Origin of the sequence: Streptomyces sp. NBC_00096, assembly GCF_045041305.1 — a bacterium.
In the GTDB taxonomy this organism is placed as follows: Bacteria; Actinomycetota; Actinomycetes; order Streptomycetales; family Streptomycetaceae; genus Streptomyces.
In genome coordinates this window covers 959,228-980,780 of the sequence record NZ_CP108221.1, presented here as the reverse complement: position 1 = coordinate 980,780, position 21,553 = coordinate 959,228, and the positions used below count along the sequence as shown (strand labels likewise).

Genomic DNA, 21,553 nt, shown 5'->3' with positions numbered 1-21,553 from the left:
GCGCTCCTAGCCGAGTTGGGACATGAGGTGTTTCACGAGGGTGATGAGGGCCTGTGCCGAGGAGTTCTCGTCCCGTACGTCGCACTCCACGACCGGGGTCTCGGCGGCGAGGTTCAGGGCCTCGCGCACCTCGTCGAGCGGGTAGTGCGTGGTGCCCTCGAAGTGGTTCACGGCAATGGCGTACGTCAGGCCGAAACGCTCCACGAGGTCCAGGACGGGGAAGGACTCGTGCAGTCGCTCCGGATCGACGAGGACCAGCGCGCCCAGAGCGCCCCGGGAGAGCTCCTCCCACATCTCCTTGAAGCGCTCCTGGCCGGGCGTTCCGAAGAGGTAGAGCACCAGGGTGTCGCTGAGGGTGAGCCGGCCGAAGTCCATGGCGACGGTGGTGGTCGTCTTGTCGGGTGTGCCCGACAGGTCATCGAAGCCCACGCTGGCTTCGGTGATCTCTTCCTCGGTCCGCAGGGGCTCGATCTCGGAGAGACTCCCGATGCAGGTGGTCTTGCCGACCCCGAAGTGCCCCACTATGAGGATCTTCACCGCGTGGGAGACGTCTGGATCCAGGTACACGCGTTACGCTCCGAATCGATTCTTCAGGCCCTCGAGCACGGCGCTGACCAGTTCTCTGTCGACACGTTCGGCGCGCGGTATCGGTGTCCTCGCGAGGATGAGGCCGTCCTCCTCCAACTGCGCCAGCAGGATGCGGACGATGCCCAGGGGCAGGTGCGTGTGCCCTGCCACCTCGGCCACGGAAAGGAAGCCGTCCGCGACCAGGTCCATGACCTGACGCGCTTCCGGGGACAGCGTGCGCGCCGCGACCTGTCCGCTCTCCGCCGCCGCCGTCACGAGCGTGGTGTGCTCGTACTCGTGGTCCGGGGGCAGTGCCCGTCCGTTCGCGATCACGAAGAGGGGGACTAACGGAGACGTTAGTTCCAGCTCTTCATCCTGTTCGGGCCGATCAGGCATGGCCTGTCCCCTTCCCCGGTGTCGCCGCCGCGGTCAGCCTGGGAACCACCTCGTGCAGACGCGTGGTGAACTGTTCTATGTCGCAGTTGTGTTCGGCGGCAGCGGCCAGGAAGGCATCGGGGCCGGCCGCCATCAGGAAGATCCAGCCGTGCTGGAACTCGATGACGGTCTGACGCCATTGCGCGTCCTCGATGACCCCCGCGAACTGGGAGGTGACCCGGCTGTAGGCGTGGATTCCCGTCATGGCGGCGGAGATCGTGTCCGCCAGGTCGCGGCTCATCCCGGTGGTCGCCCCGCGGGGAAGGCCGTCCGATCCCAGCAGCACGGCGTGGCGGGCACCCTTGACCTCGGACATCACCTGGTCGAGCTCGCCGAGGGCGAATCCCGTGCCACCGGCGCTCCGCTGCCGGGGGGCGCTCCCGCGCGGACCGCCGGCGTCCTCGGCGCTCACCCGGGGCGGCGAGGTGAGGTTGTTGCCCAGGCGGGCGACCAGGCGGTGCATGCGGAAGGAGATCTGCTGCATGTCCACATCGGCCTCGGCCGCGGCGGCGAGGTAGGAGCCCTGCCCTGCCCCGATCAGGAAGATCCAGCCGTGCGAGAACTCGATGACGGTCTGGTTCCACCGCCGGTCCTCCTCCGCTCCGGCGAAGTGGGCCGTCGCCCGGCTGAGCGACTGCATCCCCGCCATGGCCGCGGAAATGGTGCGCACGTCCTTCTCGGCCAGGCCATCCGTCGCGCCACGAGGAAGGCCGTCCGCGGACAGCAGGACGGCGTGCCGTGCCCGGGGAACGTTGTGCACGATGTCCTCGAGCATCCACGACAGGTCTGCGGTCATGCCTCTTCGGGCCCTTCGAACGAGGTGGCGTCAAGGTCGCGGCCGGAGAGCGTGCCGCGCTGGAAGGCCCCCAGACTGCGCCCGGAAGCGCGGCCCGTTTCCCCCGGGGTCCGCGGCGCCGGAGCGGTGGTGCCGGTGCCGGTGCCGGTCTCGGTCTCGGTCTTGGGGTCGGGGACGCTCGCGATGGGCGCCTGGCGTGCGCCGCGCTTGGGCAGACCGTGCATCGTGCGCGACATCGCGCTCTGGGGCCGGTTCTCGCTCTGGGGGCGGCTCTCGACCAGGGTCCGGCCCTCCGCCAGGGTCCGGCTCTCCGCCAGGGGCCGGCCCTCGGCGACGCGCCGGATATCGCTGACCGGGGCCTCCTGGACGGGCGGAATCTCCTCCATGGTCCACAGCTCCTCGGGCAAGAGGACGACGGCCCTGACGCCGCCGTACCGGGAGACTCCGGTGACGTCGACCCTGAAACCGTGCTGACGCGCGATCAGGCCGATGACCGGGAAGCCGAACTTCGGCTGGGACCCGAGCTGCGACAGACGGGGAGCGACTTCTCCGGAGAGCAGCGCGGTCGCCCGCTGCCGCTCTTCGTCGTTCATGCTGACACCGGCGTCGTCGATGACGATGCACAGGTTGTTCTGGACGCGCTGGAACGTCACCTCGATCGGTGCGTCGTGCTGCGAGAAGCTGGCGGCGTTGTCAAGCAGCTCCGCCACGGCGAGGGCGACGGGCGCGACCGCGGACGCCTTCAGGGCCAGGCTGGTCTGCTGCATGATGGCGACCCGGTGGAAGTTGCGGATCTGGCCCTGGGCGCTGCGCACCACGTCGTAGACGCTGGCGGGCCTGTTGCGACGGCCGAGCGGCGCACCGCACATGACGGCGATGCCCTGAGCCTTGCGCGCCATCTGGGCGTTGGCGTGGTTGACGTCCAACAGGTCGCTGAGGACGGTGTGTCCGCCGTACTTGCGCTGGATGCCGTCCAGAAGCGTCGTCTGCTCGGCCGCGAGGCTCTGCAGGAGGCTGGCGGCACCCTTGAGGACGGCCTTGGTGTTCTCCTCCGCCGCTTCCTTGGCCTGGCGGAGCGTGGCGTCCTGCTCGTTACGGAACCTCTGCAGCTCGGCGTGCGAGGAGTGCAGGTGGCTGTCTGCCGTGAGCAGCTGGTGCCTCAGTTCGGCCTCGGTGTGCTCCTTCTTCGCCCCCAGCGCTCTGTTGCGGGCGACGAGTGCCACGACCGCGACAACGGCTATCGCCGCCACCGCAACCAAGCACCACACAAGTGCGTCTCGACTCATGGAAACCTTTCCCGGCGCATGACATGCGGACGGCTGCAGATACACCTCGCGAGGCCCCGCAACACAGCTGATCGGCACGGTTCACCTGCGGTTACGAGGAGAGCGCGCCGCCGATCACATCAGCATCTGCGTCAAAATGGATCAAGATCACAGATGCCGGGATGCTACCACCGGATCTTCAACCTCTCAGACTTCCGGGATGGCTCCGCATACACCCAACCCAGCTGTCGTGGCAGCGGGTTGACATGGCCTTATGACTCCGCATCTGCCATCGGCCACCCCTCTCGCGAAGGATCCGTTAAGCAGTTCTTCACGAGAGTGACGGCAATCCCTCACATCGATCTGAGGCGCCGTTGCCCAAACCCTGGACGGGCCCCATCGGCAGGAGTTGAACGGGACGCGGCCGAGCATCGGGCGGTCGGAGTCCCTGGACCGGACCGGAGTGGACCGGAGCGAACCGGACCGGACCGAACCGGACCGAACCGGACCGGACCGAACCGGACCGGACCGGACCGGACCGGACCGGCACGCACGCCAACGGACACCTCGCCCGGCTCACCGTCCCGGACGGCGCCACGGCGCCACGGAGTCGAGGAGTTGCGAAGTCTGGAAGTCGCGGCAGGATTCCTACCGGGAACGACAACGTGGCTCCCGCAACGCGGCTTCCGCAACGTGGCCCCCGCGGGGCGGGCCAGATGAGGTTGCAAGACGAGGTGGCATTCGCATGAAACTCACCATCGGCGACGAATGGACCGCGACGGTGACGGGCGATCCCCTGAGCATCACCCCGCGTTTCGATTTTTGGGACCTCAGCGTGTCCATCGCGACGTACGCGAACGTCGAGGAACGCGAGCGATTCCTCCTGGACACCTTCGGGAGCCATCCGTGGCTGTGGGACACGCCCGACGAACTCCACTTCGATCCGGCCGGCCGGAATCTGGTCGGGGCCGCGTTCCAGATCGCCGTCGGGTTCGCTGACGCCGAGGACTGGGCGCGTGTTCCCGCCACACCTCTCGTCCACCCGGGTGGTCTGCGCGCGGACGAAGCCCGGGACTTCCGTCTGGAGGTGACCACGGAGCTGTGCCGCGCACCCGGCTCCTGCTCATCGAATGCCTGGACCGCCTCACCACGCCGCTGCTCGACGAGGTGAGGCGCCGGGACCCGGCCGCCCTGGCCGGCCTCCGGGAGCTCCACCACCGACTGCGTGAGCAGCGCGAGGACCGCCACCGCGTCGACGCCCTGACGATGAAGATCGCCGACTTGGTGTCGGACTACGGGAACCCGCGCCGAACCGGCGAATTCGGTGATGATCACTCACATCGGATCGGGGGTTTGTCCAGTGATCCCAGCCGTGCAGGTGACGGTGACGGTGACGCCGGCGGGGTCAGCGGCAGAGATTCATGATGGTGTCGTCGAAGTCGGGGAACTCCTGGGCCGCCAGCTCGATCACGGCCGCGGCTGACCGGCACTGGTGCGGTGCGAATCCTTCAGCGATGGCCGCCAACTCCGGGTTGGGGTGTGCCTTCCAGTCGGGCTCGTACGAGGTGGCGGCTTCCCAGGGGCCGAAGCCGTCGGCCAGCAGCCACAGGAAGTCGCCCAGATCGCGCGCGACGACACCGGTCTCTCCCTCCGGCCCGAGGAAGACCACGGGCTGCTCGGCCAGCGGCTGGCTCGGGCGGATCAGCCAGAACGCCGCGTACCCGTCCGTGCCGTCCTGTCCGAACACGCGGAAGTCGCCGCCGTCCAGTTCGCTGTTCCCGGTCCACGCCTGGAACCAGTCGGTGGCCTCGGCAGAAGTACCTGCCACCGAGGTCAAAACTCGATCGGCTCGTGCGGTTGACGCCGAACAGCAGCCGAGTCAGCTGCTGTTGCGAAAGACGAGCAGGTAGCGCCAGAACAGGAGCCGGCGCAGGGTGAACCCGGGCAGCAGCACCGCGGCTTCCTGTCGGATCTGGAACAGGGGCATGGTCGGTTGCGCCACCGGTGCCCTGGCCAGGTCACGGCCGGATCCAGCGGAGGTGGGGCGGATCTTGTCCATCAACGCAAACGCCAGCCTGGTAACGGCATTGACGGGAACCGCCGTCAGGCTCCAGGCCCAGTCGACCCACGTCTTCTCCGGATGGCAGCCAAGGATGACCAGGACGCCCCCCGGGCCAAGCGCGTCGCGCAGCGTGGTGACCGTGTCGAACGGCATGTGGTGGATGCTCGCCAGGCAGGAGATGAAGTCGTAGTGCCCCTTCGGCAGCTCAAGCTCGGTCACGTCCCCGTGCTCGAACCTGGGCACCATCCCGCTGGATATTCCCTCGGACAAGGCGCGGGCCGCCGCGATGGCCTCCTCCGAGGGGTCGACGGCGCGGACCTCGACGTTCAGGCCGGCCAGTCGGCGGGCGAACCGTCCGGTCCCGCAGCCGACATCCAGCGCCGTGCCACAACTCCGCGGCATCTGACGCAGGAGCAGGCGATGGTAGCGGTCATTGTGATCAAACGGCATGGCCCGACCCTGCCACACCAATCGGACGACGACCGGCCCTTCCACCACCGCGACCACCGAGGTGAACTGCAGTACACCAGGACTGCGGGAATGCGACACGCGCCGCTGCAGGCGTCGCCAACGCGGCGTCGACGATGGACGTGCTCAATGACCACACGAGGTCATCCGCACACGGCCCCTGCGGACCACTATGCCCACTTCATGCCCGAGGCCGGCGGCAAGGGTCGCGCGGCCATCGACGAACTGCTCGGCACGGCGCCCGAGTGCGTACCTGAGGCCCTGGTCCATGGTCAGAGGCCGCAGCGATGTTCGAACGCGGCACAGGGCGTGGTGACTTGATTGAGCGACCCCCATGCCCCTGCCGTGGGGACCGTGCCGAGGCGGAGACTTCGGCGGTGATCACTCGTGTCCGATCGAGGTTCTCCAGTGATTCCGGCCGGTCGTGCGGGTGACGATGCCGGGTTCAGTGGCAGTCGGGGCGGGGGAAGAAGCGCGTGGTCGGCGCTACCAGTGGTTGAGTACGCCGGTCAGGCCAGCGCGGTCAGGTGGTCAGGGTGGTGGGGTGGCGACGTCGTGGGCGGCTTGGACGAAGGCGGCGACGGCTGCGGATCGCGAGGCCTCCGGCCAGGCGACCATGACCGCGCTGGGGCTGAGGCCGGTGACCGGCCGGTATGCGATGTCCGGGCGCTGGTGCCGCTCGGTGGTGGAGCGTGAGAGGAACGCCACCGCCTGCCCCAGCGCGACCACCTCCAGGAGTTGCTCGACGCTGGCCACGAGCGGCCCCTCAGGAATGTCAGCCGCCGCCAAGCCCGTGTGGCCATCGCCTGCTTCGGCGGCGTCGTATCCGGTGAAGTAGGCGATGGAGGAGGGGGCGGCCCCCTTCCAGCGCGGGATCGGTTCGCCCCTGAGGTCGGTCAGCCGCAGTCGCCGGCGCCCGGCCAGGCGGTGCGCGGCGGGGAGGACGGCCAGTCGCGGCTCGACCACGAGCGTCTGGGAATCCAGCCCTTGACCGTCGAACGGGCTGCGCAGCAGCGCTATGTCGGCACGGCCGTCCCGCAGCATGGCGATCGGCTCTCCGCTGCCGCCGATGACGACTTCAGGCGGCGGCAGATGCGACCCAGTTCCCCGGTAGGCGGCGAGGATCTCCCGCAGCAGCCCGGCATCGCCTCCCGGTTTGACCACCACGACGAGCTGGGGTGTCGGCTGACCGGCCCGGCGTGCTCGCCGGGCCGCCGCGTGCACCGCGTCGACCGCGATCCGGGCCTGGTCGAGCAGCACCTGACCGGCGGTGGTCAGCCTCACCTGCCGGGTGGTGCGCTCCAGCAGGCGTACCCCGAGCCGGGACTCCATCTGAGCGATCGCCTTCGACAGCGGGGGCTGCGCCATCCCCAGGCGTTGCGCGGCCCGGCTGAAGTTCAGTTCCTCGGCGACCGCGATGAAGTACCTCAGCTCCCGCACCTCCAGCTCACTCATATCCGTGGACTATAGATCCAGAGTCTTCTGGTCTTTCCCTGCCGCCCGTGGGTGAGGGGAGGCTGGGTGCCATGACGACTTCGCAGAAGACTGCTTTGATCACCGGCGCGAACAAGGGCATCGGCAAGGAAACGGCGCGCAGGCTCGCAGCCCTCGGCATCACCGTGCTGATCGGCGCCCGCAACGCCGAGCGTGGCGAGGCGGCGGCCGAGGAGCTTCGCGCGGGCGGCGCCGACGTACGGTTCGTTCCGCTGGACGTCACCGACGAGACCTCGGTCCAGGCCGCCGCCAAGCACATCGACGCCACGTTCGGCCGCCTCGACATCCTCGTCAACAACGCCGCGATCGCCGCCGGACCGCAAGAGCCGAGTGAAACCCCAGCCGCCACCGTCCGGCAGGTCTACGAGACCAACGTGTTCGGAGTCATCGCGGTGACCCACGCCATGCTCCCCCTGCTACGCCGCTCCGCCGCCGCACGCATCGTCAACATGTCCAGCGAACTCGGCTCCCTCACCCACCTGGCCGACCCGGGCAGCCCGTGGGCCGCCTACTTCTCGACCCTCCTCCCTTACTGCACCTCGAAGAGCGCGCTGAACGCGATCACCGTGCTCTACGCCAATGAGCTGCGCGCCGAAGGGATCCTGGTCAACGCGGTGAGTCCCGGCTACTGCGCGACCGACCTCAACCGCCACACCGGGATACGCACGGCGGAGGAGGGCGCGGCCGTGGCGGTTGACCTGGCGACGGCGGGCGAGGACGGCCCGACGGGCGCCCTTTTGGCCGAGGACGGGCCGATTCCCTGGTGAGACCATGCCGCGCCGACTCAGCCCGAAGCCTGCCGGGGTGTCTTCAACCCCCGCCGTGACGATCACTGGCCTCTGGCGCGGCGCCCATCCCCACGGGCCCTACCGGTAGTTGGTGGGCACCCAAGCCAGGACGGGCACGAAGTGATCATTCATCTCGCGGAGTCAGCATCAAGGGCTGGGCTGGCTGGGGCAGCTCGGCCCACACGGACCCCGGCTTGCGTACGGCTGGGGTCGGCCGCGCGCCGTCGAAGGTGGTCGGCGGTGCGGAAGGGCCAGCCCCAGGGTGCGGGGGAGCGCCCGGCATGGGCGGGCTGTGGATCTTCCCCGGATTCTCCCCAGGGGCCCTGCGGGCCACTTTTGGGCGTTCCCAAGAGGCTGAGTGGATCGGCGGTGCTGATGTGCGGTCTACAGCCAGTCGCGCTTCTTGAAGATGACGTACAGGCTGACGCAGACCACCGCCATCAGCAGGATTGCGAAGGGGTAGCCGCCTGCCCACTTCAGTTCGGGCATGTCCTCGAAGTTCATGCCGTAGATCGTGCCGACCAGCGTGGGGGCGAAGAGGATGGCGGCCCACGAGGAGATCTTCTTGATCTCCTCGTTCTGTTCGAAGCCGGCTTCGGCCAAGGCGCGCATTTCGGCGTTCTGTTGTTGGGAGACCAGGGTGGCGTTCACCGTCAGGATTTCGGTGAGGGCCTGGCGGAAGCCGTCTACGCGTTCGCTGGTGTGGGTCACGTGGTCGGCCACGTCGCGGAGGTAGCGCTGGAGTTCCTCGTCCGTGCCGTACTTCGCGAAGCCTGCCATCAGGCTGTGGAGCATGCCGACCAGGGGGCGGGTGGCGCGTTGGAACTCGACCATTTCGCGGGAGAGTTCGTAGATGCGGCGGGAGACCTCCGGGTCGCCGCTGAAGACTTCGGTCTCGATCTCGTCCATGTCGATCTGGACTCCCTCGACGACGGGGGCGTAGCCGTCGACCACCGCGTCGAGGATCGCGTACAGGGCGGCTTCGGGGCCGAGGGAGAGGAGTTCCGGGGACCCCTCCATCCGGCGGCGGACGGCCGAGAGGTCCGGGGCGGCGCCGTGGCGGACCGTGATCAGGAAGTCGGGGCCGACGAAGATGTGGAGCTCGCCGAAGTCGACCTCCTCCAGGGCGTCCAGGTAGCGGGCGGCGCGCAGGACGACGAAGAGGGTGTCTCCGTAGCGTTCCAGCTTGGGCCGCTGGTGGGCCTCCAGGGCGTCTTCGATGGAGAGCGGGTGGAGGTTGAACTCGGCGGCCAGGGAGTGCAGTTCCGCTTCGGTGGGGCGGTGCAGGCCGATCCAGGCCATGCCGTCGGGCTGTTCGCGCAGCCGGCGGAAGGTCTCGGCGAGGGTGGTGGGGGAGGCGACCCGCAGGCCGTCACGGTAGACCGCGGAGTCGATCACGCTCCGGTGGTCCGCGGGGTTCGGGGCCTGCGGGGCCGGCTTCGGGGCCCGCGGGGGTGCGGCCGGGGGAGCTGCGGGAGGGGCGGCCGGGCGGCGCCATCCCGCCCGCTTCGAGGGCGCGGGCGAGTTCGGGGGCGAGGGGCGGTGGTCTGGTCGCTCCGACATCGCAGGTCAGCTCCCGGTCGAACGGGTGTTTACGGGCAAGGTGCAGGATATCCGGGTGAATGGTCCCCCGGTTCATTCCTCCTCGGTGCGGGGAGCGCGGCCGGGTCGGAGTTGCGGACAGCAGGTGTCCGCATGGGCCGCTACGTTGCTGGTCATGGCCCCCAAGACGACGCGTCCCGTACTCGACACCCGTTCGCTGAACCGAGCCACGCTCGCCCGCCAGCTGCTGCTGGGGCGAGCCGAGATGTCCGCGGCGGACGCCACGCGGCACCTGCTCGGGCTGCAGGCCCAGAACGTGAAGCCGCCCTACTTCCAGCTCCACGCCCGCCTCGCCGGATTCCGGCCCGCCGAGCTCGCCGGACTGATGGAGTCCCGGCAGGCGGTCCGTATCGTCACCATGCGGTCCACCATCCACACCCACACGGCCGCCGACGCGCTGGTCCTGCGCCCGCTCGTCCAGCCCGCCCGTGACCGGGAGGTCAGGTACTTCCGCAAGGGCCTGGTCGGAGTGGACCTGGACAGGCTGGCCGAGCTCGCGCGGGTCTTCGTGGAGACCGAGCCGCGGACCATGGGGGAGATACGGGAAGAGCTGCTGAAGGAGTGGCCCGACGCCGACCCGCAGTCGCTGTCCGTCGCCGCGCGCTGCCGGCTGCCGCTCGTCCAGGTCACCCCGCGCGGGGTGTGGGGGAAGAGCGGGCAGGTGCGGCTCACCACCCTGAGCGAGTGGGTCGGAGACGTTGACCCGGGCAGTGGTGCAGGGGGGATGGACGCGGCTGTTCTGCGTTACCTCGGCGCGTTCGGGCCCGCCTCCGTCAAGGACATGCAGACGTGGGCCGGTCTCACCCGGCTGCGGGAGGTCTTCGAGCGGCTCCGGCCGGGCCTGGCCGTCTTCCAGGACGAGAACGGAGTCGAACTCTTCGACCTGCCCGACGGACCCCGCCCCGATGCCGACCAGCCCGCGCCGCCGCGGTTCCTCCCCGAGTTCGACAACCTGCTCCTCTCGCACGCCGACCGCACCCGGGTGATCGACCCCGAGCTCAAGGGCCGCACCTGGTCGGGGAACCAGGCCCACTGCACCCTGCTGCTCGACGGATTCCTCGCGGGGCTCTGGAAGCTGGACGCGGCCACGCTCACCGTCGAGCTGTTCTCGGCTGCCTCCAAGGCGAGCAGGGCGGAGATCGTGGCCGAGGGGGAGCGGCTCATCGCCGATATGACGGAGGCCGGGGAGAGTGCGGAGGAGGGGGCGAAGGCTTCCAGCGGCTCGGTCCGGTTCGGGGCGATCCGCGCCTGATGAGGCGCCGGGGAAGAGGGGGAGAAGGGGAGAAGGGGAGAAGGGGAGAAGGGGAGAGGACCCAGGAAGAGGGGAACGGGCACGTCGGCGGGTCCGTGAGACCAGCGAGGCCCATGAGGCAGACGAGGCCAACGAGGCCGACAGGGCTCTGGTGGCCCGTACACCCGGCACGGCACGATGCGTGGCACGACCGGGATGCCGAGCCGCCGGGACGCCGGGGTGCCCAGACGCGGGGTACCAGGACGCCGACGTGCTCGTTCTCGTTCGCGGAGCGCTCATGTTCGGGACACAAGGAGAGAGCAATGCGGATTCCCATGACCGTCACGGACTTCCTCGACCGGGCGGAGCTGGGGTTCTCGTCCAGTCCGGGAGTGGTGGACGAGCCGGATCAGCCCGGCCCCCCGGTCCCCGATTCGACGTACGGGCGGCTCGGCGAGCGCGTGCGGGCCTGGCAGGCGGGTCTGGACGCGCTGGGCGTCGGCGAGGGCGAGCGCGTGGCCGTCGTCAGCCACAATTCCGCGCGGCTCCTGGAGCTGCTGTTCGCCGTGCCGATGAGCGGACGCGTCTGCGTGCCGGTGAACTTCCGCCTCAAGCCCGAAGAGGTGGAGTACGTGGTGCGGCAGAGCGGGGCGTCCGTCCTGCTGGTCGACCCCGAGCTGGACGAGTCGCTGTCCGCCGTCAAGGCGCGCCACCGCTTCGTCCTCGGGCACCAGACGGACCTCGAGCTGATGCGCTTCGGCGTGGAGCCGCGCCCCTGGTCGCACCCGGACGAGGACGCCACGGCGACCATCAACTACACCTCGGGGACCACGGCCCGGCCCAAGGGCGTACAGCTCACGCACCGGAACATCTGGGTGAACGGGCTGACCTTCGGCCTCCACACCCGGGTCTGGGAGCGCGACGTCTACATGCACACGCTGCCGATGTTCCACTGCAACGGCTGGGGCATGCCCTTCGTGATGGCCGGGCTCGGCGTCAAGCAGGTCGTGCTGCGCAAGATCGACGGCGCGGAGATCCTGCGCCGCGTCGAGGAGCACGGCGTCACGCTGATGTGCGGCGCGCCCGCGGTCTGGAACACGGTGCTGGACGCCGCCGCGACCTGGGAGGGCGAGATCCCGGGCCGCGACAAGGTACGCATCGTCTGCGCGGGCGCCCCACCGCCGAGCCGGACGATCCAGCGCATGGGCGAGGAGCTGGGCTGGGAGTTCACGCAGATCTACGGTCTGACGGAGACCTCGCCGCTGCTCACCTTCAACCGGACCCGGCCCGCCGACGCCGCGCTGCCGGCCGCGGAACGGGCGCGCAAGCTGTCGCGCGCGGGGCTGCCCGCGCTCGGGGTCAAGCTGCGGGTTTCCGACACGGGCGAGGTCCTGGCCAGGTCGAACGTCGTACTGGAGGGGTACTGGGACAAGCCGGAGGAGACCGATGCGGCCCTGGAGGACGGCTGGTTCCACACCGGCGACGGCGGCACGATCGACGAGGCCGACGGCCATCTGACGATCTCCGACCGGAAGAAGGACGTGATCATCACCGGCGGCGAGAACGTGTCCTCGATCGAGGTGGAGGACGCGATCTTCAGCCATCCGGCGGTCGCGGAGGTCGCCGTCATCGGTGTCCCGCACGAGAAGTGGGGCGAGACGATCAAAGCCCTCGTGGTCCTCGCCGAGGGGGCGGCCGCGGGTGAGGCGGACATCATCGCCCACTGCAAGCAGCGGCTGGCGGGCTACAAGGCTCCGACGACGGTCGAGTTCCGCGACACCATCCCGCGCACGGCCACCGGCAAGATCCAGAAGTTCAAGCTTCGCGAACCGTACTGGTCGGGCCTGGAGCGGGAAGTGAACTGACCGCCCGAGCCGGAGCCGGAGCCAGACCCGGAGCCAGACCCGGAGCCAGACCCGGAGCCAGACCCGGAGCCAGACCCGGAGCCAGACCCGGACCCGGAGCCGGACCCGGCCTCACACCCGGCGGGGGCGGTACGGAGCTGCGCGCGCAGCCCCGTACCGCCCCCGTGGCCGGATCCGGCCGCCGACCGACTAGGCCGGCAGCTGCGCCTCGATCGCCGCGATGACCTCGGGGGCCTCCGGCTCGGTGCGCGGGCGGAAGCGGCCCACGACCTCGCCGGCGGGGGAGATCAGGAACTTCTCGAAGTTCCAGGTGATGTCACCGGCCTCGCCGTCGGCGTCCGGGGTCTTCACCAGCTCCTGGTAGAGCGGGTGCCGGTTCTCCCCGTTGACCTCGGACTTCTCCAGCATCGGGAAGGTGACGCCGAAACCGGACGCGCAGAAGGTCTGGATGTCGTCGGCGTTGCCCGGCTCCTGCCCGCCGAACTGGTTGCAGGGCACGCCGATGACGGTGAAGCCCTTCTCCTCGTACTTGAACTGCAGCCGGGCCAGACCCGAGTACTGCGGGGTGAGACCGCACTGGGAGGCGGTGTTCACGAGCAGGATCGCCTTGCCCTTGTACGCAGCGAGGCTGGTCGGCTCGTCGGACAGGGTGGTCAGCGGGATGTCGTACAGGCTCATCAAGCTCTCCTCGGCAGAAGCACGGAATGCCTCCGAGCCTAGGCCCCCATACCGACCAGGTCGTCCGCCGGGTCGTTTACCGGCTGGGGCATGCCCGTGAGGTCCATGACGAAGAGGGGTATGCCGAGGTCGTCCGCGCGTGCGCGCGCGTCCTCCGTGTATCCGGCCAGCGAGAAGTAGACGCTGGTCGCGCAGGCCGTCAGCCCGTTCAGCCAGACGCACTCCACCGCGCGCAGCCCGGCCGGCGCCGTGGTCGGGTCCACCTGCGCGACCAGCCCGGGGGCCCGCAGGTCCACCGCCGCCGAGGGGATCGGTCGTCCGTCGGGCTGGCGCACGTCCTGGAAGCCGAGCCAGCGCAGGTACAGCGCGGCCGTGACCACCGCGTCCCGGGCGGTACGGATGGTCGCCGGGCGGAACGCGGGCCGCGGCACCGCCGGGTCTGCGGGCGGGGCCGCCTGGGTGTGCGCGGACCCGTACGCCGGATCGTGCCCTGATCCCTGCCCCGATCCCGGTTCCGACCCCTCTTCAGGTGCGGCCGACGCCGGCGGCGGCACCTGCGCGGACCCGTCCCCGGGGCCCGTGGGCCCGGCCGCCCGTCCGGGCGCGGCCCCCGCGCGCGGGGGAGTGCGTACGTCCCCGCCCGCCACCGGCTCCAGCGGATGCACCGGGATCAGCACCACCGTCCCGCAGGAGCCGCACCCCACCTCCGGATGCGGCCACTCGCTCTCCCGCCCGCAGGCCGTGCACCGCACCGCCACCCAGCTCTCCGACCAGGTGCGATGGGTCAGCTCCCGGGGTGGCGAGGTCAGGTCCAGAGGCGGGGTGACCGGGTTCCCGCAGGCGCAGGGGAAGACCGGAGTGGCGTAACCGTTCTCGCGCAGGCACGCCGGACAGCGCACCGGTACCGCATCCGCCATGAGACCTGGACCCCCTTCGTCGCTGTGCGTAGGCCCATGGTCCACCACCTGCCACGGGAGGGGCGAGCAGACCCCCGATTTTCAGTCGAGAGCTGGTTTTTCGTACAACTCACCGACCGAGACGCGGCTTTTGGTGGGTTCCGGGGTGCCGCACCGCCTTGACGTGCGCGAAGTCGACGCTTAGCTTGTTCCGTATAGCAGAACAAAACTTCCGGATTACGGAAAAGCCTGACCGCCAGACCCGCAGGAGAACTCGATGCCTCGTATGACAGCCGCCGCCGCTGCAGTGGAGATCCTCAAGCTCGAGGGTGTCGAACAAGCGTTCGGCGTCCCCGGTGCTGCGATCAACCCGTTCTACCGCGAGCTCAAGAACGTGGGCGGCATCGCACACACGCTGGCCCGCCACGTCGAAGGCGCCTCGCACATGGCCGAGGGCTACACCCGTGCCAAGGCCGGCAACATCGGCGTCTGCATCGGTACCTCGGGCCCGGCCGGCACCGACATGATCACCGGCCTGTACTCCGCGATCGCGGACTCGATCCCGATCCTGTGCATCACCGGTCAGGCTCCGGTCTCGAAGCTCCACAAGGAGGACTTCCAGGCCGTCGACATCGCCTCGATCGCCAAGCCGGTCACCAAGAAGGCGACGACCGTCCTGGAGGCCGCCCAGGTTCCGGGCGTGTTCCAGGAGGCCTTCCACCTGATGCGCTCCGGCCGTCCGGGCCCGGTCCTCATCGACCTCCCGATCGACGTCCAGCTGACCGAGATCGAGTTCGACCCCGAGACCTACGCGCCGCTGCCGGTCTACAAGCCGCAGGCCACCCGCGCCCAGGCCGCCAAGGCCCTGCAGTTCCTGCTGGAGTCCGAGCGTCCGCTGATCGTCGCCGGTGGCGGCATCATCAACGCCGACGCCTCCGACCTGCTGGTCGAGTTCGCCGAGCTGACGAACGTCCCGGTCATCTCCACCCTCATGGGCTGGGGCACCATCCCGGACGACCACGAGCTGGCCGCCGGCATGGTCGGTGTGCAGACCGCGCACCGCTACGGCAACGCGACCTTCCTCGAGTCGGACTTCGTCTTCGGCATCGGCAACCGCTGGGCCAACCGTCACACCGGTTACAACCTCGAGGCCTACACCAAGGGCCGCAAGTTCGTCCACGTCGACATCGAGCCGACCCAGATCGGCAAGATCTTCGCCCCGGACTTCGGCATCGCCTCGGACGCCAAGGCGGCCCTGGAGCTCTTCATCGAGATCGCGAAGGAGCTCAAGGCCGAGGGCAAGCTGCCCGACTTCAGCGCTTGGGCCGCCTCCGCCCAGGAGCGCAAGGCCACGCTGCTGCGCCGCACGCACTTCGACAACATCCCCATGAAGCCGCAGCGCGTCTACGAGGAGATGAACAAGGCCTTCGGCCCGGAGACCCGCTACGTCACCACCATCGGTCTGTCCCAGATCGCCGGTGCGCAGATGCTGCACGTCTACAAGCCGCGCAACTGGATCAACTGCGGCCAGGCCGGCCCGCTCGGCTGGACCATCCCGGCCGCGATCGGTGCCGCCACCGCGGACCCCGAGACCCCGATCGTCGCCCTGTCCGGCGACTACGACTTCCAGTTCATGATCGAGGAGCTCGCGGTCGCCGCGCAGCACAAGGTCCCCTACGTCCACGTCCTCGTGAACAACGCCTACCTGGGTCTGATCCGCCAGGCGCAGGGCGGCCTGGGCATCAACTTCGAGGTCAACCTCGAGTTCGAGAACATCAACACCCCGGAGATCGGCGTCTACGGCGTCGACCACGTCAAGGTCGCCGAGGGCCTGGGCGTCAAGGCGATCCGCGTCACCGACCCGGACAAGCTGGCCGAGGCCTTCGAGACGGCCAAGAAGTGGGCCCAGGAGCACCAGGTTCCGGTCGTCGTCGAGGCCATCCTGGAGCGCATCACCAACATCTCGATGAGCAAGACGGTCGACATGAGCGACGTCACCGAGTTCGAAGAGCTCGCGACCGAGCCGGGCCACGCCCCGACCGCGATCCGCAACGCGCTGTCCGCCTAGTTCCACACAGGCTGGTCTAGCACCGCGCAGCGGCCCCCGTCCCTCCTCCAGGAGGAACGGGGGCCGTTCCGCGTTCCCTACGGGTCCCAGGTCCCGGAGCCGTTCCGCCAGTCGGCACGGGCGCCGGTGCGCCCCTCCCGCGCCCCGAAGGTACTTCCGAGCGCCGCCCGGAGACCTCCTCGGGCGTCCGTTGCCCGCCGCGTCCCCTTGGTGGCCGAGATGGGCCCGGAGCGCCAGGGCGAGGTACTGGAGCCGCTGCGGGTGGTGGCCGACGCGGCGGCCCGGGTGGGGCGGGGTGCCCAGGCGGACGTGTACACCCAGGTCGAGATGGCTTCGGACTACCGCTCCGTCAACCCCTGCCTCACCGATCCGGACCGGCGTGCGGCCTTCCTCGACGCGGTGCACAGGATCGATCCCGAGGCCGACACGAAGCTGCTGAACGTCCGTCGCAGCGCGAAGTCCCGGCAGCGGCTCAGCTGAGCAGCCGGTGGGACGACAGCTGGCCCTTCAAGGCCGGGGCGGCGCTCGGGCCCACGGCCATCAGCGGGTCCGCGAACCGCACCAGCGGCATCCCCACGCAAAGCACCCTGGACAACCGGCAGTGGCTCATCAGGTCTTCCCATGGCCCTGACCGCCGGCGCCGAGGGGGCGGCGGTCAGGGGCCGGCGGCAAGACAAAGAGCCGAGTCACGGGACCGTCCGTGACTCGGCTCTTCGAGTGCGTGCTGCTGTTACCGCCCGACGGTACGAGGCTGGCGCGACAGGACGTTCGCACCGCCGGGCGGAGAAGGTGGGGGAGGTGCTCCTCTGTATATAGAGGAGTGGTTGGCTGGGACCGTGGCGGGCGGCGACGAGAACTCCGGCTTCGTCTCCCTCAGGTCAAGAGACGGGCCTCGGAACCCATTACCACCGCACTGGCTCGCACGCTCGCCACGGTCCTCGTCCTGCCCTCACCGCGTACCACCCCTCATCCGGGTCCGCGGTGTGGGCTCAGCACCCGGAACCTGACCTCCCGTCAGGCCCCCGGTGCAGCTTTGGGGCTCAGGCGTCGCGCAGGGCGCGAACGGCCTCCTCGACGCGCTTGCCGTAGTCGGCGTCCGCGGCGTGGAAGTGAGCCAGGTTCTTCTCGATGACGTCCTCGATGGTGACCTGGGACAGGCCGCCGGCGATGTTCGCCACCAGACGCTGCTTCTCGGCCTCCGACATCAGTCGGTAGAGCTCACCGGCCTGGAAGAAGTCGTCGTCCTTGGTGTGGGCCGGGGCCTCGTGGGTGCCCGTGTAGCCGGAGACGGCCTTCGGGGCGCCCAGCGCCAGGCCGGTCTCGGCCGGACCCTGGTACGAGTTGGGCTCGTAGTTCTTGTCGTGGCGCGAGCCGTTGCGCAGCGCCATGACGCCGTCGCGGCCGTAGTTGTCGGCCTTCGTCGCCTTCGGGGCGTTGACCGGCAGCACGGTGTGGTTCACGCCGAGGCGGTAGCGCTGGGCGTCGGCGTACGCGAACAGGCGGCCCTGGAGCATCTTGTCCGGCGAGGCGGTGATGCCCGGGACGAAGTTGTTCGGGGAGAACGCGGACTGCTCGACCTCGGCGAAGACGTTGTCGGGGTTCCGGTCCAGGACCAGACGGCCGACGCGCTGCAGCGGGTAGTCCGTGTGCGGCCACACCTTGGTGATGTCGAACGGGTTGAACCGGTAGTCCGCGGCCTCGGCGGCGGGCATGATCTGGACGTAGAGGGTCCAGCTCGGGTTCACGCCGCGCTCGATCGCCTGGAGCAGGTCGGTCTGGTGCGAGTTGCCGTCCTTGCCGACGAGCTCGGCGGCCTGGTCACCGGACAGGCAGCGGATGCCCTGGTTCGTCTTGAAGTGGTACTTGACGAAGAAGGCCTCGCCCTGCGCGTTGGTCCACTGGTACGTGTGGGAGCCGTAGCCGTTCATGTGACGGTACGAGGCCGGGATGCCGCGGTCACCCATCAGCCAGGTGATCTGGTGCGTGGCCTCGGGGGCGTGCGCCCAGAAGTCCCAGACGTTGTCCGGCTCCTGCTTGCCCGTGAAGGGGTCGCGCTTCTGGGAGTGGATGAAGTCGGGGAACTTGATCGGGTCCTTGATGAAGAACACCGGGGTGTTGTTGCCGACGAGGTCGTAGTTGCCCTCTTCGGTGTAGAACTTCAGCGCGAAGCCGCGCGGGTCGCGGACCGCGTCCGCGCCACCCAGCGAGTCGGCCACGGTGGAGAACCGCAGGAAGGTCTCGGTCTTCTTGCCGACCGTGTTCAGGAACGCGGCGCTGGTGTACGCGGTGACGTCGTCGGTCACCTCGAAGTGGCCGTACGCGGCGGAGCCGCGGGCGTGCACCACACGCTCCGGGATGCGCTCACGGTTGAAGCGGGCGAGCTTCTCGAGGAGCTGCTGGTCCTGGACCAGGATGGGGCCACCGACGCCGGCGGTAGCGGAGTTCTGGTTGTCGGCGACCGGGGCGCCAGACTCGGTCGTCAGCGTGCGCTTCGACATGGTGACCTTCCGTACGGGGAACTGCTGACGGAATCCGTCTTCCGTCATGCGGAACAGCCTAATTTCGGCATGAACTCGACGTCAACAGTTTGTTGAAAAGAAAGATGGAGGGAGAGGTGATCCGGACGGTGCCGGCGCTTGGGCGCGACAGGACAGGTGTCAGCACCGGCACCATCCGGAAACTCAGGTCCCCGCGAGCGGGGAGGGCGGCGGCCCTACGGGAGGGCCGCCGGCCGGAGCGGGCTCAGCGAGCCGAGCTCAGATCTGGGCGCCGGAGAGGCGCTCGACCGCGCGCAGGAGCGCGGAGTGGTCCAGGCCGCCGTCACCCTGGGCGCGCAGCGAGGCGACCAGCTGGGCGACGACCGCGCCGACCGGGAGGGCCGCACCGACGTTGCGGGCGGCGTCGGTGACGATGCCCATGTCCTTGTGGTGCAGGTCGATCCGGAAACCGGGCTTGAAGTCGCGGTTCAGGAAGTTGGCCTTCTTGCGGGTCAGGACCGTGGAGCCGGCCAGACCGCCGTTGAGCACGTCGAGAGCCGCTTCGAGGTTCACGCCCGACTTCTCGAGGAAGACGACGGCCTCGGCGCACGCCTGGATGTTCACCGCGACGATGAGCTGGTTGGCGGCCTTCACCGTCTGGCCGGAGCCGTGCGGACCGCACAGGACGATGACCTTGCCGAGGGCCTCGAGGATCGGGAGGGCCTCGTCGAAGTCGGCCTGCTCGCCACCCACCATGATCGACAGGACGGCCTCGATGGCACCGGCCTCGCCACCGGACACCGGGGCGTCGATGACGCGGATGCCCTTGGCGGCGGCGTTCTTCGCCAGGTCGATCGAGGTCTGCGGGGTGATCGAGGACATGTCGATGATCAGCGCGCCGGACTTGGCGTTCTCGAGGATGCCGTTCTCACCGTAGGAGATGGCCTCGACCTGCGGGGACGCGGGGACCATCGTGATGATGACGTCGGCATCGGCCACGGCCTCGGCGATCGAACCGGCGGCACCGCCACCGGCCGCGGCCAGGCGGTCCAGCTTGTCCTGCTCCAGCGTGAAGCCGGTGACCGAGTAGCCGGCCTTCAGGAGGTTCTCGGCCATGGGGGAGCCCATGATGCCGAGGCCGATCCACGCGATTTTGGGGAGGTTGCTCATGGTGAGGGTCCTTCTCTTAATGCTTCGTACGAAAAGTTCGTCAGGTGCCTGGCTGTTCGCCCGGACTTTTCCGCCTACTTCGCGGCGCGGGCCTCGGCCGGCAGCCATGCGAAGGAGGCGGCGGCGTCGGCGGCCTTGTACTCGAGACCGACAAAGCCCTGGTAGCCGGCCTTCTCGAGCTGGTCGAGCAGCTCTTCGAGGGGCAGCTCGCCGGTGCCGGGGGCACCTCGTCCCGGCTTGTCCGCAATCTGGACGTGTCCGGTCTTGGCGGCGTACTTTTCGATGACCTCGGAGAGGTCCTCATCGTTCATCGCCAGGTGGTACAGGTCGAGCAGGAACTTGGCGTTCCCGAGGCCGGTGGCCTCGTTCACCTTGTCCACTACCTCGATGCCGGCCGGGGCGCTCACCAGCGGGTAGAGCGGCGACTCGGGCTTGTTGAGGGTCTCGATCAGGAGGATCGCGCCGACGCGGTCCGCGGCCTGGGCCGCCACGACCAGGTTCTTCAGCGCGAGCTCGTCCTGTACGGCCGGGTCCACGCCTTCGACGCGGTTGCCGTAGAGGGCGTTCAGCGCCTTGCAGCCGACCGAGGCCGCGAAGTCCGCGGCCACGTTGATGTTGGCGTTGAAGCGCTCCGACTCCGCACCGGGAACCGATACCGCACCGCGGTCGGGCCCCGGCAGCTGGCCGGCGTAGAAGTTCAGGCCCACCAGCTGGGTGCCGGCGTCCTCAAGAGCCGTCTTGAGGGCGTCGAGCTCCTCCTGGGCGGGGGTGGGGGTCTCGATCCAGGGCCACCACAGCTCGACCGCTGTGAAGCCCGCTGCGGCAGCAGCCGCGGGACGCTCCAGGAGCGGGAGTTCCGTGAAGAGGATCGAAAGATTTACATCGAAGCGCTGGTCCGTGTATCCCATGAGGGGTGTGCGCTCCTTCCGTATTGCGGAAGTTAGTTTCTGCCTGATGGAAGACTGCAAGCCGGGTGTCTCACTTGTCAAGTACCGACTGCCGAAAAGTCCGGACTGCCGGGTAGCTTGAGCGACGTGCGATTGAGAGTGGAGTTCACGACCGAGCCCTTCGATCTTGAAGAGGCCCCTGCCCATGCCGTGGCCGCTCGCGAGGTCATCCAGAAGGCCCAGCTGGACGCGGTGGATGTCGGCCCCTTCGGTAACACAGCCGAAGGGGAGTCCGGAGAAGTGCTGACCGCGGTCACCTCGCTGCTGCGCGACGCCCTGGAGGCCGGGGCCACGCGCGTCTCGCTCCAGGTCAACGTGATCGGGGAGGACACCCCATGACCGAGCCCCGTGACCACCCCTTCGTCACCGCGGTCAAGCCGCTGGTGGACGCGATGGGCGGCGAGCTGATGGATCCGTCCCTGGCCCAGCCCGACGACGTCGTGCTGGCCTGGGAGGGCCAGGACCTGCTGGCCGTACGGCTTCCGCAGCTCTCGGACTCGCTGGACCACATCCTGGCGGCGCTGGAGCGCCGGCACGGCGTACCGTTGTCCCAGCTCGACCGGAAGTCCAAGCAGGACGTCGTGCGGATACTCGAGGCGCGCGGCGCCTTTTCCGTCCGGCACGGTGTGGAGACGGTGGCCGGAGCCCTGGGCGTAAGCCGCTTCACGGTCTACAACTACCTGAACAGGGACTCGAGCACCCCCAGGGGGCCGGCCAAGACCAACCAGGAGTGAGACGCTCCTG

21 protein-coding genes are annotated in these 21,553 nt (G+C 69.2%); 8 read left to right on the top strand and 13 right to left on the bottom strand.

All coding sequences use genetic code 11. From position 1 onward, the window contains the following. Window positions 1-6 precede the first annotated feature (6 nt). From OG904_RS04285 to OG904_RS04270, 4 genes are read right to left on the bottom strand one after another with little or no spacing between them, the layout of a single operon-like run. Complete coding sequence (locus OG904_RS04285) at window positions 7-567, bottom strand: GTP-binding protein (RefSeq protein WP_405487515.1); 561 nt, start codon at window positions 565-567, stop codon at window positions 7-9. Window positions 568-570: 3 nt separating this feature from the next. Further along, the gene (locus tag OG904_RS04280; RefSeq protein ID WP_405487513.1) at window positions 571-963 is read right to left on the bottom strand and encodes a DUF742 domain-containing protein; all 393 of its coding nucleotides are present in this window, start codon (window positions 961-963) and stop codon (window positions 571-573) included. Continuing rightward, complete coding sequence (locus OG904_RS04275) at window positions 956-1,798, bottom strand: roadblock/LC7 domain-containing protein (RefSeq protein ID WP_405487511.1); 843 nt, start codon at window positions 1,796-1,798, stop codon at window positions 956-958. Before OG904_RS04275 ends, OG904_RS04280 begins: the two co-directional genes overlap by 8 nt. Continuing rightward, entirely contained in the window at window positions 1,795-3,021 is a 1,227-nt protein-coding gene (locus OG904_RS04270; RefSeq protein ID WP_405487509.1) for an ATP-binding protein, read from the bottom strand. The genes OG904_RS04275 and OG904_RS04270 overlap by 4 nt, the downstream gene beginning before the upstream one ends. A 787-nt stretch (window positions 3,022-3,808) precedes the next feature. On the opposite strand from OG904_RS04270, the gene OG904_RS04265 reads away from it, so the two are divergent. Continuing rightward, on the top strand, window positions 3,809-4,234 hold the full coding sequence (locus OG904_RS04265; protein ID WP_405487507.1) for a hypothetical protein: 426 nt from the start codon (window positions 3,809-3,811) through the stop codon (window positions 4,232-4,234). Window positions 4,235-4,468: 234 nt separating this feature from the next. On the opposite strand, the gene OG904_RS04260 is transcribed toward OG904_RS04265, so the two are convergent. From OG904_RS04260 to OG904_RS04250, 3 genes are all read right to left on the bottom strand, one after another. Continuing rightward, the gene (locus OG904_RS04260) at window positions 4,469-4,891 is read right to left on the bottom strand and encodes an SMI1/KNR4 family protein (protein WP_405487505.1); all 423 of its coding nucleotides are present in this window, start codon (window positions 4,889-4,891) and stop codon (window positions 4,469-4,471) included. A 51-nt stretch (window positions 4,892-4,942) separates the two neighbouring features. After that, complete coding sequence (locus tag OG904_RS04255) at window positions 4,943-5,575, bottom strand: class I SAM-dependent methyltransferase (RefSeq protein ID WP_405497758.1); 633 nt, start codon at window positions 5,573-5,575, stop codon at window positions 4,943-4,945. A gap of 549 nt (window positions 5,576-6,124) precedes the next feature. Next, on the bottom strand, window positions 6,125-7,048 hold the full coding sequence (locus OG904_RS04250) for a LysR family transcriptional regulator (protein ID WP_405487503.1): 924 nt from the start codon (window positions 7,046-7,048) through the stop codon (window positions 6,125-6,127). Window positions 7,049-7,119: 71 nt separating this feature from the next. Here OG904_RS04250 and OG904_RS04245 point away from each other — a divergent pair, with 71 nt between their 5' ends. Beyond that, window positions 7,120-7,854, top strand: coding sequence for an SDR family oxidoreductase (locus OG904_RS04245; protein WP_405487501.1), 735 nt, complete (start codon window positions 7,120-7,122; stop codon window positions 7,852-7,854). A 405-nt stretch (window positions 7,855-8,259) separates the two neighbouring features. Here the strand turns inward: OG904_RS04245 and OG904_RS04240 are convergent, their stop codons facing one another. After that, a complete protein-coding gene (locus tag OG904_RS04240) occupies window positions 8,260-9,438 on the bottom strand; it encodes a magnesium and cobalt transport protein CorA (protein WP_405487499.1) in 1,179 nt (392 codons plus the stop codon). Between the two features lie 154 nt (window positions 9,439-9,592). Here OG904_RS04240 and OG904_RS04235 point away from each other — a divergent pair, with 154 nt between their 5' ends. After that, window positions 9,593-10,729, top strand: coding sequence for a winged helix DNA-binding domain-containing protein (locus OG904_RS04235; RefSeq protein ID WP_405487497.1), 1,137 nt, complete (start codon window positions 9,593-9,595; stop codon window positions 10,727-10,729). Window positions 10,730-11,031: 302 nt separating this feature from the next. Beyond that, on the top strand, window positions 11,032-12,573 hold the full coding sequence (locus OG904_RS04230; protein ID WP_405487495.1) for an AMP-binding protein: 1,542 nt from the start codon (window positions 11,032-11,034) through the stop codon (window positions 12,571-12,573). 189 nt (window positions 12,574-12,762) lie between these two features. Here OG904_RS04230 and OG904_RS04225 read toward each other — a convergent pair whose 3' ends face one another. Together OG904_RS04225 and OG904_RS04220 are read right to left on the bottom strand one after the other, a co-directional pair. Continuing rightward, the gene (locus tag OG904_RS04225; protein WP_405487493.1) at window positions 12,763-13,251 is read right to left on the bottom strand and encodes a glutathione peroxidase; all 489 of its coding nucleotides are present in this window, start codon (window positions 13,249-13,251) and stop codon (window positions 12,763-12,765) included. Window positions 13,252-13,289: 38 nt separating this feature from the next. After that, complete coding sequence (locus OG904_RS04220; RefSeq protein WP_405487491.1) at window positions 13,290-14,168, bottom strand: hypothetical protein; 879 nt, start codon at window positions 14,166-14,168, stop codon at window positions 13,290-13,292. A gap of 265 nt (window positions 14,169-14,433) precedes the next feature. On the opposite strand from OG904_RS04220, the gene gcl reads away from it, so the two are divergent. Both gcl and OG904_RS04210 read left to right on the top strand, forming a co-directional pair. Further along, window positions 14,434-16,215 carry a glyoxylate carboligase gene (gene gcl, locus OG904_RS04215; protein ID WP_405497756.1) on the top strand — a complete coding sequence of 594 codons (1,782 nt, stop codon included), beginning with the start codon at window positions 14,434-14,436 and terminating at the stop codon, window positions 16,213-16,215. 210 nt (window positions 16,216-16,425) lie between these two features. After that, on the top strand, window positions 16,426-16,695 hold the full coding sequence (locus OG904_RS04210; RefSeq protein WP_405487489.1) for a hypothetical protein: 270 nt from the start codon (window positions 16,426-16,428) through the stop codon (window positions 16,693-16,695). 560 nt (window positions 16,696-17,255) lie between these two features. On the opposite strand, the gene OG904_RS04205 is transcribed toward OG904_RS04210, so the two are convergent. From OG904_RS04205 to OG904_RS04195, 3 genes are all read right to left on the bottom strand, one after another. Then, complete coding sequence (locus OG904_RS04205) at window positions 17,256-18,713, bottom strand: catalase (RefSeq protein ID WP_405497754.1); 1,458 nt, start codon at window positions 18,711-18,713, stop codon at window positions 17,256-17,258. A gap of 258 nt (window positions 18,714-18,971) precedes the next feature. Beyond that, on the bottom strand, window positions 18,972-19,862 hold the full coding sequence (locus tag OG904_RS04200; RefSeq protein WP_371618623.1) for a 2-hydroxy-3-oxopropionate reductase: 891 nt from the start codon (window positions 19,860-19,862) through the stop codon (window positions 18,972-18,974). A gap of 74 nt (window positions 19,863-19,936) precedes the next feature. Then, complete coding sequence (locus OG904_RS04195; RefSeq protein WP_405487487.1) at window positions 19,937-20,770, bottom strand: TIM barrel protein; 834 nt, start codon at window positions 20,768-20,770, stop codon at window positions 19,937-19,939. A 126-nt stretch (window positions 20,771-20,896) separates the two neighbouring features. On the opposite strand from OG904_RS04195, the gene OG904_RS04190 reads away from it, so the two are divergent. Then, window positions 20,897-21,148: a hypothetical protein gene (locus tag OG904_RS04190; protein ID WP_405487485.1), complete on the top strand. Its 252-nt coding sequence runs from the start codon at window positions 20,897-20,899 to the stop codon at window positions 21,146-21,148. Further along, the gene (locus OG904_RS04185; RefSeq protein ID WP_405487483.1) at window positions 21,145-21,543 is read left to right on the top strand and encodes a helix-turn-helix domain-containing protein; all 399 of its coding nucleotides are present in this window, start codon (window positions 21,145-21,147) and stop codon (window positions 21,541-21,543) included. The genes OG904_RS04190 and OG904_RS04185 overlap by 4 nt, the downstream gene beginning before the upstream one ends. Window positions 21,544-21,553 lie beyond the last annotated feature (10 nt).